This is a genomic window from Streptomyces sp. NPDC026522, assembly GCF_055567555.1.
Genome location: NZ_JBVHQF010000003.1, coordinates 510,764 through 524,654 on the forward strand (window position 1 = coordinate 510,764; position 13,891 = coordinate 524,654).

Here is a 13,891-nt window from a genome sequence, read left to right on the forward strand (position 1 = left end):
CCGCTCCGATAATGGAGTTGGGGCGTGAGCCGCTGACGAACAGGTCGTGTAGGTGGACCCTCTCCTGTTACGGTCATTCGTTCGCCGAGGAGGTCGTGATGAATGGATCCCTGCCCGTTGCTGCCCAGGTAGATCTACGCCGTCAGCCGGTGGAAGACGTGCTGAAGCGGGTGGAGGAGGCCCTACACGTGCGACTGGATCGGCAGGCGCTCGTACGCAAGCGCCGTTCCTTGGGTGGTCGTACGGAGCGGGGTACGTGGGTGCGTATCGAGCGGCGGGGCTTCGAGCGGATCGGCCCGCAGGGCTGGAACGGGACCGAGGCCGCTGCCGTGCTGCAAGGGGTCGCGATGCCCGAGTGGTACCAGGGCGTGGCGTGGCGAGAGCCAGGCGAGCCGGTGATGTGGCGCGCGGATGAGCTGGAGCTGATTCCATCGCCGTCTATTGGCAAGGGTGCCCTGGTGCTCGAAGACCCGGGCCTGCCGGACGAGTGGTGGGAGGCGCTGAACGCTTCGTTGGACGCGCTTGCCTCACAGCAGACGCCCCGGATCGCGACGCCGGACACGGTGACGATCACGCAGGAGCAGGTGACCCAGACCCTCGGGGCGGTCTTCCCCGGGGTGGCCGATACGCAGATCGAGCGGTGGGCGCCAGCCCATGCGGACCTGACCTGGGCCAACGTGATGGGGCCGGAGTTCTCCCTCATCGACTGGGAGGACTGGGGCATGGCACCCCGGGGTCTGGATGCCGCGACGCTGTGGGGCAACGCGCTTGCCGTCCCGGGGCTCGCGGACCGCGTTCAGCAGGAGCGGCGTGCGGACTTGGAGAGCCGGGACGGCAAGCTGATGTCGCTGTTCTTCCTGTCGAAGATCGTCGGACCGTACGCCTACGAGGAGGATCCGCTGCTGGCGCCGGCCCGGAAGGAGGCCGAGCGTCTGATGGCCGAACTTCAGCTCTGACGGAGCCCGTGGAGGGCGCGTAGGTACTGACTGACGGCGGCGGTGTCCACCTCCGCACCCAAGGCCCTGACCAACTGGGCCAGGTGCCCAGGGTCGTCGGTACCGACCGCCACCGCGGAGGCGGTGGGCAGGTGGAACGTGGTCCGGAATGCCGCCTGAAAGCGGGACCAGCCATCGTGGGGCGGTGGGAGGAACGGGCGGGGGTCGAAGTCCTCCCACACCTGCCTGTGGCCGCCACCGAAGGGGCTCATGCCCCAAGTCTCGCCTGCCTGCCAGGCGGTGCGCAGGACGGTGGTGGCGTCGAGGAGGTCGATCCCCACGAGGAATCCGGCCCGGACCATGAGCACGTCCGGAGACGGAAGGTCCTCCACCCGGATCACGCCGAGCGAACGGGGGTCCCAGGAGGCCACACCCCAGGCGCGGCACAGACCGTCGCGGGCGGCGTCGGCCAGGGCGGTGCAGGCATTGCCGAGGAGAGCGTGGTCATCGGCCGGGGACAGGCCCGTGAGGCTATGTTCGGGGTTGTGGAGGAGCACGGTGTCTGGTTCCCTGCCGAGCTCCCGGGCCGTCCGCTCGATGGCCAGCCGCAGCCGGACCGGATCAAGGGAGTGCTCAGCCCTTCCGGCGCCCGGGAAGAAGCCCACCTTCGTGGAGAGGGTGAACTTGGGCAGCAGATCGGCCGCCGTCTCGGCCAGCACTGCGTGCGAACGGAAGCCGAGGTAGGGAGCCGCAGTGTCCAGGGCGGTGACGCCGAGGTCGAGTGCGGCCGTCAGGATGTCTCGGTGGTGACGAGACCGGTGTAGGCCGAGGACAAGGCGGGGGTCAGCTCCGTGCACAGTTCCTCCTTCAGCAGGATCTCGGCGAGCTGTTCCACGTCCAGGCCGGTCTTTTCGGCGGCGTCGGCGATGTCGACAGGGTGGCCGCTCAGCAGCAGGGCGAGGGCGGGATACGCCTTGCCGGCGAACGCGAGCTTCTTGCCCGCCGCAAGCACGTCCACCGTGTCGTGGTGCTGCTCGATCACGGGCTCGAAGTCGGTGACGCACACGACGGCCGCGGACTTGCCGAACAGGCCGGTGGCCGGGACGTGTCGGGCGGCCAGGCGTTCCCGCTCGCGGGCATTGAAGAAGTCCTGCGGGGTCAGCGTCGTAGCCATCTCGGCGACGGCGTCGGCCAGGAGCTGCTGTTGCCCGTCCCACTGGCCGGGGGAGTTCCAGCGGTCCAGGTCGTACCGGAACAGGTCCTGCGTGCGGGCTTGGTCGGCGAGCCAGGCCAGCCAGTTCACGCCGACGCGCTTCACGATGCCGAAGGTGGCGTGGAGGCTGTAGCCGTCGCCCTGGTCGTCGCGGGTGGCCTGGTGCCAGAAGCCGCGCGGGATGTGCATCACGTCGCCAGGCTCCATGACGCCCTGCCAGACGATTTCCTCGCTGGGCTCGGCGTTGGGGGCGGAGTCGCGGTACATCGGAACCTTGCGCGAGGTGCCGCGGACTTCCCAGCTCTTGCGGCCGGCGAGCTGGACGATCAGGGTGTCGTGGTCGTCCCAGTGGAGCTTGAAGCCACTGGCGTCCTGAGTGGTCAGGTACGCGTTCACCTGCACCAGCTCGCGGGCCCACCACTGAAGCGCGCGGCAGGTGGCCTCCATGGCCGGGTCGAAGAAGTCGACCTCGTCCAGGACCATGGTGCAGCCCTCCCGCATCAGCCCGCCGACGCGGCGCATGTCGGCCATGGGAATGGCCTGTCCCCGCCGGGTGACGGAGGGCTGGATGTAGCGGCCGGGGTGCAGTTCGGCCCCGTCCTGGAAGATGCGGAACTGGGGCGTGGTGACGCTGCGGCGCATCACCAGGTCCAGCAGCTTCCGGGGGTTGAGCAGCCGATCGAGCAGATCGAGGTCCTCGATCGTTCCTCGGGCGAAACCGGCTCCGAGTTCACCGGGCCCGTCCCAGCCGAGGGCCTTTTCCAGTGCGGTGACGAAGTGGTGGTCCACGTGTTCCTCCAGTCGGCGTCATGGGCGTGAGGGCCCGGGGGCCCGTCGTGGATGACGGGCCCCCGGTTGGTGCGGGCGGGTATTACTCCTGCGGGAGGTTCAGGCCGTCGCGGTTCTCACCGTCGTCGCCTGCGGAGGTACCGGTGGAGTCGGACTCGGCCGCTGCGGCGGTGAAGCGGTCCTGGACCTTGATCAGGCTCTCGACGCCGATCAGCAGGTCTTCCTTCTGTGCTGCCATGTGTGTCTCCATTTCCTGGAAGTCCAGGGCCGACGGGTGCCTGCCCAGCCCCGATGGGGCGTGCCTCACCAGCCCGGTTGTTTCCGGTCCGGTGAGGAGACGGGGGGGTGTGAGTCCACGATTCGAGCGAGCGCGGGATCCATGCCGGAAGCCGGTTGCCGGTCAGCGGCCGGGATCACCGGCGATGGCCAGGGTGACCACCAGGACGGCGACGGCAGCGGCGTAGAGGAGCACGGCGAGCTGCTGGCGCCAGCCCCGCAGAGCTCGACCGCGTACCCGGGAATCCCGCTCTGAGGGGGTCACCGTCGGTAGGCGGTCACTACGCCGCTCCCGGCTTAATGGATGCCGGCCGAAGGGCGCGGGCCGACGAGGACGCGCCGCCACAGCGCGGGCACTCGCACGGGGGGTAGCGGCCGGGGTCGGAGAGGATGTCGAACGGCTCGCCCTCCAGAACCCGCGTGCTCCGCATCCACGTCCGGCCCGAATCCCGGGAGACCCGGAGGGTCATCAAGACGCGGGGTTCGGGTCCCAGGTCCGGGGTCGCCCAGAGGGCCGTTCGCTCTGAGTCAGGAGTGCCACCGCATGCCTCCAAGGCGGTCGTCCTCTGTCGCTTCGCCATGTGCAGAAGGATTGTCAGCGGCGGGCATGGCCAGAAAGGTCCAGCGGATTACCCAACTTGGGTAGCATCACGTTCGGTTGCGACCTTGAAGCGATCCGTAGTCTTCCTCCGGAGCGTGCCCCGATGCCCGAGCGACGTCGCGCGAAGGAACTCCCGGCGAGTCTGCTCACCGAGCCCGAGATGATCGAGGCGTGCCGTCTCCGAGACTTCGCGAGGGTCTTCCGGCTGGTGAAAACGCGGGCGGGCATCTACCCGTCGATGATCGCGCGGCAGTGCGAGCTGACGCCGAGCCGGGTGGGAGAGGTGATCGCGGGACAGCGGCAGCTCGTCCACATGGACGTGATCGAGCGGATCGCCGATGGGTTGCGCATCCCCGGGCACATGCTCGGACTTGCCCGTCGTACGTGGGAGACGCCGGCGGTCTTGGCCGTGGCCGAGGGGGAGAGTCCGGAGCTCGATCACCTGCCCGCCGTGCCGAGGCCACTCAGCGCCTTACCGGGCGTGGAGGTGGACAGCATCCTGGCCCTGGCCGCCGGGACAAACCCGAGCCCATCCACACTGCACGCCCTGCGTTCTTCGATCGAGGACTACTGGCGTCGCGACGACGAGCACGGGGGCGAGACGCTTCGGCCCGCCGTCGTCGGCCAGCTGCGATACGTCGAGGGGCTACTGAAGGACCAACGACCGACGCCGATCCAGCACGGCCTGTACGGCGTCGCGGCGGAGCTGGCGCGGATGACGGGGTGGACGTACTTCGATGCCCGGCAGTACCACCAGGCCCGCGCGTACTTCTCGGAGGCTCTGCAACTGGCCCGGGAGATTGACGACCATACATTCATGGCCAACGTGCTGGCGTGCATGAGCCTGCAAGCGACCTACCAGGACAAGCCGGCGGACGCGCTCGCACTTGTGTCCGCTGCCCAAGACCAGGCCCGAGCGGCCATCGGCACGACGCCGAGAGTCCGGGCCATGCTGGCCATGCGCGAGGCGTTCGCCCACGCGACCTTAGGTGACCGGACAGCGACCCACACCGCGATCTCCGAGGCGCACAGTCAGTACGCCCGGATCAAGATGGACGACCCGGACCCGGCATGGGTGACGTACTTCGACGAGCCGAAGCTCATCGTGGACACGGGCATCGCGCACGGCCGTCTCGGCGAAGCAGCGATTGCCGAACCATTGATCGCGGACGCGCTGGAGCGGGAGGACCCAGCGAACCAGCGGGGTAGGGCGTTCCATGCCTTCTGGTTGGCCCGTACGCAGCTCCAGCGGGGCAAGCTCGACCAGGCGTGCCACACGGCGATCGAGGCACTGGTGCCCGCGGCAGCCGTGTCGTCCGAGCGGGTGACCGGGCACCTTCGCGAGTTCTACGAGCAGCTTGCGCCGTATCGCGAGGTGCCGGCCGCAGTCGCCTTCGAGGCACGCCTACGAGCGATATTTCCGCCGCAGGGTCAGCGAACCCCTTCGTCCATCAGGACGTAGAGCAGGCCGACGAGGGAGCCGCTGCTGACGATCTCGCGGCGGTCGATCATGCCCCGGATGTTCGCCAGGGGAATCCACTCGATCCGGTCCGACTCGTTCTTCTCGGTCGGTGGCCCGTCGTACGTGGCGCCGTCGGCGCGGAACAGATGGTGCTGGGAGTCGGTGATGCCGTTCGCCGGTTCGGCGTAGATCAGCGGCTTCATCGGACCGGGGCGCCAGCCGGTCTCTTCGAGGACCTCACGGGCGGCAGCCTCGCCGGGCGTCTCGTCTGCCTCCACCAGGCCCATGGGCAGTTCCCAGGCCCACGCGTCCGTGATGAAGCGGTGACGCCACATCATCAGGACCTCCTGGCGGTCGTTGATCACAGCGGCTACGGCCAGGTGGCGGAGCTTGACGACGTGGTGTTCCCAGCGGTGCCCGTCCGGCGTCTCGATGTCGGTGAGCCACAGGTTCACCCACTTGTTCTCGTAGATCGGACGTTCCCCGTGGATCTTCCACTGCATCGCTGCGGCCCCTCTCGATCGGCCTCCAGCATCGCAGAACCAGGCTGAACTACGGCCCAGTTCAAGCAAATTCACGTCATAGTGACGAATAGGTTGACGCCGTTCCTGCCGCGAACCTTGGGTTCGTTTCGTCCGGAGTGGCGAGGCTGAGGCGCTGCTTGCCGTCTTCCTCGCCAGCGGCCCTCCTCGTGCTTGTACGGTACGGGCGGTGCATGCCAGAGGAGGGGGAGGCGCGTGTCTGAAGTGAGCCCAGATGGGTTTGAGATTGAGGGGACCCTACATTCTTGGCAAATGGGGAGGATGCCTGAAACCGACCAGGACTGGATCACCGAGTATCGATTGCTGGTCAAGAGTGATGCGGCGTCGATGCGCATGTGGAGATCGCAGCGTGCCGAAGTGGAGAGTCTCACTCAGCAAGTATCGGAACTTACTGACGAGAACCGGCGGATCACGGCTGAGCACGGCCAGCCAACATTTCATCTCGGTAAGCGACCAGAGACGCCAGAGGAGTTCGACGCCGAAGTTCGCCTTCGCGAGATCGAGCGGCGCTGGGAAGTGGAACTCGCAGATCGGAAACACCGGGCAGATCTGGCGTTCGAGCAGTCTGGGCTTGTCCGGCGTGCGGAGGGTGTTCGTGGCTGGGCGCTGGTTGCCGTGGTGTTTGCGATCATCGCCTCGCCTTGGGTCGCCATGATCGCTGGGGTTGCCGCGCAGGACTTCAGCCTCTACGTAACCCCGGTCACAGGGATCGGTGGGGCAATCATCGGTTACTGGTTCGGCCAAGGGCAGCAGAATGATCTCCGGCCACCGACAATCGCCAACGCTCCCACCTTCACGCCCCGAGCAGACTTGCCGTAGGGGTCAGTGGACCAGGTGTGGACCGTCAGAGGTGATGACGGGCCCCGAGGCAGGGGAACACGCAGGTCATCCGTGAGCTGGCCGCTTCCCGCAGCACTCTCTTGAAAACCGTCGTGGCGCGAGTCACCGTGGGTTCAAATCCCACACCCACCGCCAGCTCAGCGAACGCGCTGATCAGAAGGGGCACCCCGGTCCGGGGCGCCCCTTCGTCGTGGGGCGGGGACGGGAAGCCGCAGGTGGTGCCGCCTAGGGGGAAGTCGGCAAGGGCGGCATTGGTCCCTTTGAGTGGTGTTTGTCGGAAGATCGGCGCGCGTGGTGGGGTTCGTGCGGTTGCGGAAACATCATGGCGAATGTATTCAGATCCGCCCTTCGGAACATCGCGAAATGAGGGACCCGTCATGGCTCTCCGCAACACCGTCACGTCGTTCTGGACCGTCGTCCTCGCCGCGGTCGCGGCGCTCCTCGCCGCCCTCGGCTTCGGCGCGAAGGCCACTGCGGCCCAGGCCCCCTCCGTGATCGCCCCCGCGGCTCCGGCGGTTCGGCGCCGGCCTGTCCTGATGGCGCGGCGGACGTGGCGGGCGATGATGCGGGGTGGTTCGCTCCCGCCCACGATCAAGCAGCGGATCCGGGCCGAGGCACACGGCAAGACCCCTTCCGTCCGTCGCTCGACCACGGCGCTCGCCGCCGGTGGGGTCGCGGGAGGCGCCGGGCAGCCGGCCACCTCTCCGGCCGCCGACGGTCCTGTCCGGCAGACCGCGTCCTTCGCCGCCGATGGGCGCCCCCGCGTCGGCGCGCAGCAGCTGGAGCTCGCCGCGTAGGAAGCACACAGCGGGTCCGAGTGGAACAGCGGGCGCTGGAGCCCGGCCGGTCACGGCCGAGGATCGCGCCCAAGGCGCCCTGGTAGTGGGGCGCGAGGAAATGAGCCCCGGCGGGCGCCGGGGGCGCACGGGGAGCGCAAAGCAAGGCATCGCAGGGCCGCAAGCCCGGGAGACGGCGGGGTTCCCGGACGGCGCGGCCCTTTTTGGCATGTCCGGACGCGCCACCTTGCCAAAACGTTTCTTCTCCGGTGGGGCAGGAGTGTCGGGCGTTTCAGATGTGCAGCTTTGAGGCCCTGGGGGCGCGAATCGGGTTTATCCGATGTTGCTCATGCTTGCGGGGGATTAATGCGCTCCGGGGTGGTTCGCCGGGGATTCGGTGGGCAACTCTGATCCCGCGACGTCGTCACCCGCAAAACGACCGAGGCGGTCGGCCAACCGCCCCGGAAACAAGCCCACTTCGGTTTTCTGGAGGATCAGACATGGCAAGCATCCGTACAGCCCGCGTCATCGCCGCCGTCGCCGCTCTCCCCCTCGCCGCCGCTCTGTTCGGCGGTGTGGCCGCGGCGGACAACGGCGCCTTCGCGAACGACGGATCGAACGCGAGCGTCGCAAGCCTCATCGGCAGCGGCGTGGCCGGCAACAACCACGGCAACTCCACTACGTCGCAGCAGGTGGCCACGGGCGCCGGCGCGTCCAACCAGAACAACACGGCCCAGGTGAACGGCTCGGCCTGGACCGCGATCCAGCAGCACAACGCCAACGTCGCGGTGAACTTCTTCCCGTGGCGGTAACCCCGCCCGAGCGGGACTGACTGCTCGGGGCGCCCGTGCGACCGGACCGGCTGGGGTCCGGTAGTGCGGGCGCCCCCGTGTGTCACCGCTCTCCGCCGGCTGCGCCTCGGCGCCTCGGCACCTTGACACCGACCAGCAATCTGACGGACAGTCAGTTTTACTCGTCGATGTGAAGCCGGGAGGCCCGCGCGTGCACCTCGCCCCGACCGGAGACCAGCTGCGGCTCCGCTCCGAACTGCGGGACTACTTCCGCGAGCTGATGCCCGAGGGACCGCCCGAGGACCCGGCCGCTCAGCGGGCACTGCTGCGGCGCATCGGCGCCGACGGACTGCTCGGCCTCGGCTGGCCCGTCGAATGCGGCGGCCAAGGGCGCGGCGCAGAGGAACAGTTCGTGTTCTTCGACGAGGCCTACCGGGCCGGCGCGCCCGTCTCCATGGTCACCCTCAACACCGTCGGGCCGACCCTGATGAGGTACGGGACGCAGGCGCAGAAGGACCACTTCCTCCCGCGCATCCTCAAGGGCGAACTCGTCTTCGCCATCGGCTACTCGGAGCCGGAGGCCGGCACCGACCTCGCCTCGCTGCGCACCCGCGCCGTGCGGGACGGCGGTCCCCAGGGGGACTGGCTGATCGACGGACAGAAGATCTTCACGTCCAACGCCCAGAACGCCGACTGGATCTGGCTCGCCTGCCGCACCGATCCCCAGGCCCCCAAGCACCAGGGGATCTCGATCATCCTGGTGCCCACCGATGCCCCCGGCTTCGGCTGGACCCCGATCGAAACGGTCGGCGGACTCACGACCACCGCCACCTACTACGACGGTGTCCGGGTGCCCGCCGGCCACCTCGTCGGACCCGAAAACGGCGGCTGGGGACTGATCACCAACCAGCTCAATCACGAGCGCGTGGCACTGGCCGCGATCGGCATGCAGGCCGAGGACTTCTACGAGCGCGCGCTCGGCCACGCCCGGACCCCGGACCCGGTCACCGGCGAGCGCCCGGCGGACCACCCCTGGGTACGGTCCCGCCTCGCCGAGGCCCACGCACGGCTGGCCGCGGTACGCCTGCTCAACTGGCGCCTGGTCCAGGACGTCGGCTCCGGCACCCTCGCGCCGGGCGACGCCAGCGGCGTCAAGTTCCTGGGCACCGAGTCCGCCGTCGAGGTGTACCGGATGTGCCAGGAGGCGGTGGGCGAGGAGGCCCTCGTACGCGGGCCCGCCGGCTTCGCGGGAGGCGAACTGGAGCGGATGAACCGGGCCGCCCAGATCAACACCTTCGGCGGTGGGGTCAGCGAGGTCCAGCGGGAGATCGTCGCCATGATGCGGCTCGGCATGAAGGGGAGGAAGCGATGACCGCGGACCCGGCCGTGGACGCCGACGGAGCAGCCCGTTTCCACACGCTGCTGAAAACCTTCGAAGGGCGCCCCGCCGCCTCCGGCGGGCAGGCCAAGGACGCGGTGAACGAACCGATGATCCGCCACTGGTGCGAGGCGATGGGCGACACCAACCCCGCCTACACCGGTCCGGACGCCATCGCCCCGCCCACCATGCTCCAGGCCTGGACGATGGGCGGCCTCTCCGGCCACAGCGACCGCTCCTCCGCCTACGACGAGCTCTTCGCGGTCCTGGACGGCGCGGGATGCACCTCGGTCGTCGCCACCGACTGTGAGCAGGAGTACCTGCGCCCGCTGCGCCCCGGCGACACCGTCACCTTCGACGCCGTGATCGAGTCGGTCTCCCCGCGCAAGACGACCAAGCTGGGCACCGGTCACTTCGTGACGACCCGGATGGACGTGCGCGCGAACGGAGAGCTCGCCGGCACCCACCGCTTCCGGATCCTCAAGTACGCGCCGCTCCGGCGGGCCGCGCCGGAGCGGCAACCCGCGGCGCGCCGTCCGCGGCCCGTGATCAACCGGGACAACCAGGGGTTCTGGGACGGGGTGCGCGAGCACAAGCTGCTCATCCAGCGCTGCACGGCCTGCGCCACCCTCCGGTTCCCCTGGCTCCCCGGCTGCCATGCCTGCGCCGGTCCCGACTGGGACACCGTCGAGGCGAGCGGGGCCGGCACGGTCTTCAGCTACGTCGTCATGCACCACCCGCCCTTCCCTGCGTTCGACCCGCCCTACGCGGTCGCGCTGGTGGAACTCGCCGAGGGAGTCCGGATCATCAGCAACATCACCGGCGTCCCCTACGACAAGGTGCGCATCGGCCTGCCCGTCCGGCTGGAGTTCCTGCGCGTGGACGAGGACCTGGAACTGCCCGTCTTCCGGGGGAGCGAGGGCTGATGGACTTCCGGCCCACCGAGGAGCAGGCCGCCGCGGCCGGCCTCGCCGCACGCATCTTCCACGACCTCGCCACCCACGAGCGCCTGGCTGCCGCCGGCTCCGACAGCGACGCCGAACTGTGGAAGGCCCTGACCACCGCCGGGCTGACGGCCGCCGTCGAGGACGTCGGCCTGCTCGGGCTGGTGCTCCTGCTGGAGGAACAGGGCCGCACCACCGCGCAGGTGCCGTACGCCTCCACCTGCGCCTACGGGATCCTCCCCCTGGTCCGGCACGGCAGTGCCGACCAGCGCGCCCGACTGCTGCCCGTCCTCGGTACGGGCGAGGCGGTGGCCACCGGAGCCTTCCCCGCCCGGGGCAGGATCACCGCCACCCCGGACGGGCTGCTCACCGGAACCGCCCCCGTCGTGCCCTGGCTGCGCGACGCCACGTACGTGCTGGTCCCGGACGCGGAACGGTCGCTGTGGCTGGTACGGACCGGCCTGCCGGGCGTGGAAACCTCACCGGTGGAGACCACCGCGCCATGGGCCGCGGGCCGGCTGACGCTGACCGGCGCGCCGACGGAACGGCTCGGGCAGGGGCCGCGGGTGTACCAGGACGTCCTCGCCGTTGCCCGTACCGCCTTCGCCGGACTCCAGGCCGGCGTCTGCGCGGGCTCGCTGGCCCGCGCCGTGGAGTACACCTCCACCCGTGAACAGTTCGGCCGGCCGCTCTCCACCAACCAGGGGGTCATGCTCCGCGCCGCGGACGCCCACATGGACACGGAGGCGATCCGGGTCACCACGTACGAGGCGGCCTGGCGCCTCGACGAGGGACTGCCCGCGGACGAGCACGCACTCACGGCGGCCTGGTGGGCGTCGGAGGCGGGCAAGCGGGTCGTGCACGCCGGACAGCACCTGCACGGCGGCATGGGAGCCGACCTGGACCACCCGGTACACCGGCACTTCCTGTGGGGGCGGCAGCTTGACGCCTACCTGGGCTGCGGCAGCGAGCTGCTGGCCGAGCTGGGCACGCTCCTGGCCGAGGAACCACCGGCGGCGCCGGAGCCCGCCGAGTCGCCCGTATCCCCGGCCACCAGCCCTGACCACCACAGAGGGGACGACACATGAGGGTCGGCGACGCATTGCCGCCGCTGGAGATCCCGGTCACCCGCACGCTCATCGTCGCGGGCGCCATCGCCTCCCGGGACTACCAGGACGTGCACCACGACGCGGAGCTCGCGCGCGAGAAGGGCTCGCCGGACATCTTCATGAACATCCTGACCACCAATGGCCTGGTCGGCCGGTACATCACCGACCACCTCGGGCCGGGCGCCACCTTGCGCAAGGTGGCCATCCGCCTCGGTGCCCCCAACTTCCCCGGCGACACCATGATTCTCACCGGGACGGTCACCGTGCTGGACGGGGACACCGCCGAGATCCGGGTGGTCGGCGCCAACGGCCGCGGACACCACGTCACCGGCTCCGTCACGGTGTCCCTGGTTGACCGGGAGGCCGGAGAATGAGCGTCCGCACCCGGGACGAGCTGGGAGGCCGGGCCGCCATCGTCGGTATCGGCGCGACCGAGTTCTCCAAGGACTCCGGCCGCAGCGAGCTCAAGCTCGCCGTCGAAGCCGTCCACACCGCTCTCGACGACGCCGGGCTGAGCCCGGACGATGTCGACGGCATGGTCACCTTCACGATGGACACCAGCCCCGAGATCACCGTGGCGCAGGCGGCCGGCATCGGAGACCTCTCCTTCTTCTCTCGGGTCCACTACGGCGGCGGCGCGGCCTGCGCCACCGTCCAGCAGGCCGCCCTAGCCGTCGCCACCGGGGTCGCCGAGGTCGTGGTCTGCTACCGAGCCTTCAATGAGCGCTCCGGGCGCCGCTTCGGCTCCGGGGTACAGCAGCGCGAGCCCTCGGCGGAGGGCGCGGCCCTCGGCTGGTCACTGCCGTGGGGCCTGCTCACCCCGGCGTCCTGGGTTGCCATGGCCGCGCAGCGCTACCTGCACGCCTACCACCTGACCCCCGAGGCCTTCGGGCACGTGGCTGTCACCGGCCGCCGGCACGCCGCGAACAACCCCGCCGCCTACTTCCACGGCAAGCCCATCACCCTCGCCGACCATGCCGCATCCCGCTGGATCGTCGAGCCCTTGCGGCTCCTGGACTGCTGCCAGGAGACGGACGGAGGCCAGGCCCTGATCGTCACCAGCACCGAGCGCGCCCGCACCCTGCGACGGGCACCCGCCGTGATCACCGCGGCAGCGCAAGGTGCCGGTCGCCGCCAGGAGGCCATGACCTCCTTCTACCGGGACGGCTTGACCGGGCTTCCGGAAATGGACGTCGTCGCACGCCAGCTGTGGCGGACCAGCGGACTGCGGCCCTCTGACATCGACGTCGGCATCCTCTACGACCACTTCACCCCCTTCGTGCTCATGCAGCTGGAAGAGTTCGGGTTCTGCGGGCCCGGGGAGGCCGCCGACTACGTGGCCGCCGACGCGCTCGCGCTCAACACTCACGGTGGCCAGCTCGGAGAGGCGTACCTGCACGGTATGAACGGGATCGCCGAGGCCGTCCGACAGCTGCGCGGCACCTCCGTCAACCAGGTCGCGGACGTCACCCACAGCCTGGTCACGGCCGGTACCGGGGTGCCGACCTCCGGCCTGATCCTCAGCGCCGACGGCTGACGCGGGGCCGAGGCCCGGACGCCGCCTCCTCCACCTTCAGGAGGTGGGGCCGGGCCCGGCCCTACAACCTGAGACGGATCCCGCTTCGGCACCTGCGGCCGATCCCAGGGCTGCTGCGCGCTCCTAGCGTTGAGGCATGACCACGCCTGTCTGCACGCTCGCCTCGAATCCGACGCCGTACCCGTCGTTCTCGGCGTACGTCAGGACCCGCGGCACGGTCCTGATGCGCACCGCGCGCTCGCTCACCGCCAACCCCTGCGACGCCGAGGACCTGCTGCAGACGGCCCTGGCCAAGACCTACGCCGCCTGGGACCGCATCGAGGACCACCGGGCACTGGATGGATACGTCCGGCGGGCCCTGGTCAACACCCGCACCTCCCAGTGGCGCAAGCGCAAGGTCGACGAATTCTGCTGCGAGGAGCTTCCGGAGGCGGAGCAGGAGCCGTTCACCGACGCCGCGGAGGCGCAGGCGCTGCGTGACGCGATGTGGCGTGCGGTGACCCGGCTGCCGGACCGGCAGCGAGCGATGGTGGTCCTGCGCTATTACGAGGACCTGAGCGAGGCGCAGACCGCGGAACTGCTCGGAGTCTCCGTCGGCACGGTCAAGAGCGCCGTCTCCCGGGCTCTGGGAAAGCTCCGCGAGGACCCGGAACTCGCCCCGGTCCGCTGAACCGCCGCCCGCCTACCTGACGTTTCAC

Annotated in this window: 16 protein-coding genes; 11 read left to right on the top strand and 5 right to left on the bottom strand. The window is 69.7% G+C overall.

Translation table 11 applies throughout. From position 1 onward, the window contains the following. The first annotated feature begins 98 nt into the window (after window positions 1-98). Window positions 99-956 (top strand): hypothetical protein, encoded by an 858-nt coding sequence (locus tag ACZ4M3_RS10735; RefSeq protein WP_467731232.1) that lies wholly within the window; start codon window positions 99-101, stop codon window positions 954-956. Here the strand turns inward: ACZ4M3_RS10735 and ACZ4M3_RS10740 are convergent. From ACZ4M3_RS10740 to ACZ4M3_RS10755, 4 genes are all read right to left on the bottom strand, one after another. Then, window positions 947-1,792 carry an aldo/keto reductase gene (locus ACZ4M3_RS10740; protein WP_467731233.1) on the bottom strand — a complete coding sequence of 282 codons (846 nt, stop codon included), beginning with the start codon at window positions 1,790-1,792 and terminating at the stop codon, window positions 947-949. The two genes, ACZ4M3_RS10735 and ACZ4M3_RS10740, sit on opposite strands and share 10 nt — an antisense overlap. Then, the gene (locus ACZ4M3_RS10745) at window positions 1,726-2,937 is read right to left on the bottom strand and encodes a JmjC domain-containing protein (RefSeq protein WP_467731234.1); all 1,212 of its coding nucleotides are present in this window, start codon (window positions 2,935-2,937) and stop codon (window positions 1,726-1,728) included. The genes ACZ4M3_RS10740 and ACZ4M3_RS10745 overlap by 67 nt, the downstream gene beginning before the upstream one ends. An 82-nt stretch (window positions 2,938-3,019) precedes the next feature. Beyond that, window positions 3,020-3,175: a hypothetical protein gene (locus tag ACZ4M3_RS10750; protein ID WP_157853303.1), complete on the bottom strand. Its 156-nt coding sequence runs from the start codon at window positions 3,173-3,175 to the stop codon at window positions 3,020-3,022. Window positions 3,176-3,337: 162 nt separating this feature from the next. Next, on the bottom strand, window positions 3,338-3,478 hold the full coding sequence (locus ACZ4M3_RS10755) for a hypothetical protein (protein ID WP_467731235.1): 141 nt from the start codon (window positions 3,476-3,478) through the stop codon (window positions 3,338-3,340). A 439-nt stretch (window positions 3,479-3,917) separates the two neighbouring features. On the opposite strand from ACZ4M3_RS10755, the gene ACZ4M3_RS10760 reads away from it, so the two are divergent. After that, the gene (locus ACZ4M3_RS10760; RefSeq protein WP_467731236.1) at window positions 3,918-5,276 is read left to right on the top strand and encodes a hypothetical protein; all 1,359 of its coding nucleotides are present in this window, start codon (window positions 3,918-3,920) and stop codon (window positions 5,274-5,276) included. Here the strand turns inward: ACZ4M3_RS10760 and ACZ4M3_RS10765 are convergent. After that, window positions 5,246-5,779 carry an NUDIX hydrolase gene (locus ACZ4M3_RS10765; protein WP_136222911.1) on the bottom strand — a complete coding sequence of 178 codons (534 nt, stop codon included), beginning with the start codon at window positions 5,777-5,779 and terminating at the stop codon, window positions 5,246-5,248. The genes ACZ4M3_RS10760 and ACZ4M3_RS10765 overlap by 31 nt on opposite strands. A 234-nt stretch (window positions 5,780-6,013) precedes the next feature. On the opposite strand from ACZ4M3_RS10765, the gene ACZ4M3_RS10770 reads away from it, so the two are divergent. From ACZ4M3_RS10770 to ACZ4M3_RS10810, 9 genes are all read left to right on the top strand, one after another. Beyond that, on the top strand, window positions 6,014-6,637 hold the full coding sequence (locus ACZ4M3_RS10770; RefSeq protein WP_467731237.1) for a hypothetical protein: 624 nt from the start codon (window positions 6,014-6,016) through the stop codon (window positions 6,635-6,637). Between the two features lie 398 nt (window positions 6,638-7,035). Then, on the top strand, window positions 7,036-7,455 hold the full coding sequence (locus tag ACZ4M3_RS10775; protein WP_467731238.1) for a DUF6344 domain-containing protein: 420 nt from the start codon (window positions 7,036-7,038) through the stop codon (window positions 7,453-7,455). Window positions 7,456-7,934: 479 nt separating this feature from the next. Further along, entirely contained in the window at window positions 7,935-8,246 is a 312-nt protein-coding gene (locus ACZ4M3_RS10780) for a hypothetical protein (protein ID WP_467731239.1), read from the top strand. Between the two features lie 190 nt (window positions 8,247-8,436). Beyond that, a complete protein-coding gene (locus ACZ4M3_RS10785; RefSeq protein WP_467731240.1) occupies window positions 8,437-9,597 on the top strand; it encodes an acyl-CoA dehydrogenase family protein in 1,161 nt (386 codons plus the stop codon). Next, entirely contained in the window at window positions 9,594-10,529 is a 936-nt protein-coding gene (locus tag ACZ4M3_RS10790) for a bifunctional MaoC family dehydratase N-terminal/OB-fold nucleic acid binding domain-containing protein (protein WP_467731241.1), read from the top strand. The genes ACZ4M3_RS10785 and ACZ4M3_RS10790 overlap by 4 nt, the downstream gene beginning before the upstream one ends. Beyond that, window positions 10,529-11,635: an acyl-CoA dehydrogenase family protein gene (locus ACZ4M3_RS10795; RefSeq protein ID WP_467731242.1), complete on the top strand. Its 1,107-nt coding sequence runs from the start codon at window positions 10,529-10,531 to the stop codon at window positions 11,633-11,635. Before ACZ4M3_RS10790 ends, ACZ4M3_RS10795 begins: the two co-directional genes overlap by 1 nt. Next, window positions 11,632-12,030: a MaoC family dehydratase gene (locus ACZ4M3_RS10800; protein WP_467731243.1), complete on the top strand. Its 399-nt coding sequence runs from the start codon at window positions 11,632-11,634 to the stop codon at window positions 12,028-12,030. The genes ACZ4M3_RS10795 and ACZ4M3_RS10800 overlap by 4 nt, the downstream gene beginning before the upstream one ends. Further along, window positions 12,027-13,193 (top strand): lipid-transfer protein, encoded by a 1,167-nt coding sequence (locus ACZ4M3_RS10805; RefSeq protein WP_467731244.1) that lies wholly within the window; start codon window positions 12,027-12,029, stop codon window positions 13,191-13,193. Before ACZ4M3_RS10800 ends, ACZ4M3_RS10805 begins: the two co-directional genes overlap by 4 nt. Window positions 13,194-13,329: 136 nt before the next feature. Next, complete coding sequence (locus tag ACZ4M3_RS10810) at window positions 13,330-13,863, top strand: SigE family RNA polymerase sigma factor (protein WP_467731245.1); 534 nt, start codon at window positions 13,330-13,332, stop codon at window positions 13,861-13,863. The last annotated feature ends 28 nt before the right edge of the window (window positions 13,864-13,891 follow it).

Excerpts from the sequence above, each read along its gene's own strand:
- ACZ4M3_RS10790 (WP_467731241.1), top strand. The coding sequence starts at position 9,594 with ATGACCGCGGACCCGGCCGTGGACGCCGACGGAGCAGCCCGTTTCCAC.
- ACZ4M3_RS10795 (WP_467731242.1), top strand. The coding sequence starts at position 10,529 with ATGGACTTCCGGCCCACCGAGGAGCAGGCCGCCGCGGCCGGCCTCGCC.
- ACZ4M3_RS10800 (WP_467731243.1), top strand. The coding sequence starts at position 11,632 with ATGAGGGTCGGCGACGCATTGCCGCCGCTGGAGATCCCGGTCACCCGC.
- ACZ4M3_RS10780 (WP_467731239.1), top strand. The coding sequence starts at position 7,935 with ATGGCAAGCATCCGTACAGCCCGCGTCATCGCCGCCGTCGCCGCTCTC.
- ACZ4M3_RS10760 (WP_467731236.1), top strand. The coding sequence starts at position 3,918 with ATGCCCGAGCGACGTCGCGCGAAGGAACTCCCGGCGAGTCTGCTCACC.
- ACZ4M3_RS10750 (WP_157853303.1), bottom strand. The coding sequence starts at position 3,175 with ATGGCAGCACAGAAGGAAGACCTGCTGATCGGCGTCGAGAGCCTGATC.
- ACZ4M3_RS10810 (WP_467731245.1), top strand. The coding sequence starts at position 13,330 with ATGACCACGCCTGTCTGCACGCTCGCCTCGAATCCGACGCCGTACCCG.
- ACZ4M3_RS10805 (WP_467731244.1), top strand. The coding sequence starts at position 12,027 with ATGAGCGTCCGCACCCGGGACGAGCTGGGAGGCCGGGCCGCCATCGTC.
- ACZ4M3_RS10775 (WP_467731238.1), top strand. The coding sequence starts at position 7,036 with ATGGCTCTCCGCAACACCGTCACGTCGTTCTGGACCGTCGTCCTCGCC.
- ACZ4M3_RS10765 (WP_136222911.1), bottom strand. The coding sequence starts at position 5,779 with ATGCAGTGGAAGATCCACGGGGAACGTCCGATCTACGAGAACAAGTGG.
- ACZ4M3_RS10735 (WP_467731232.1), top strand. The coding sequence starts at position 99 with ATGAATGGATCCCTGCCCGTTGCTGCCCAGGTAGATCTACGCCGTCAG.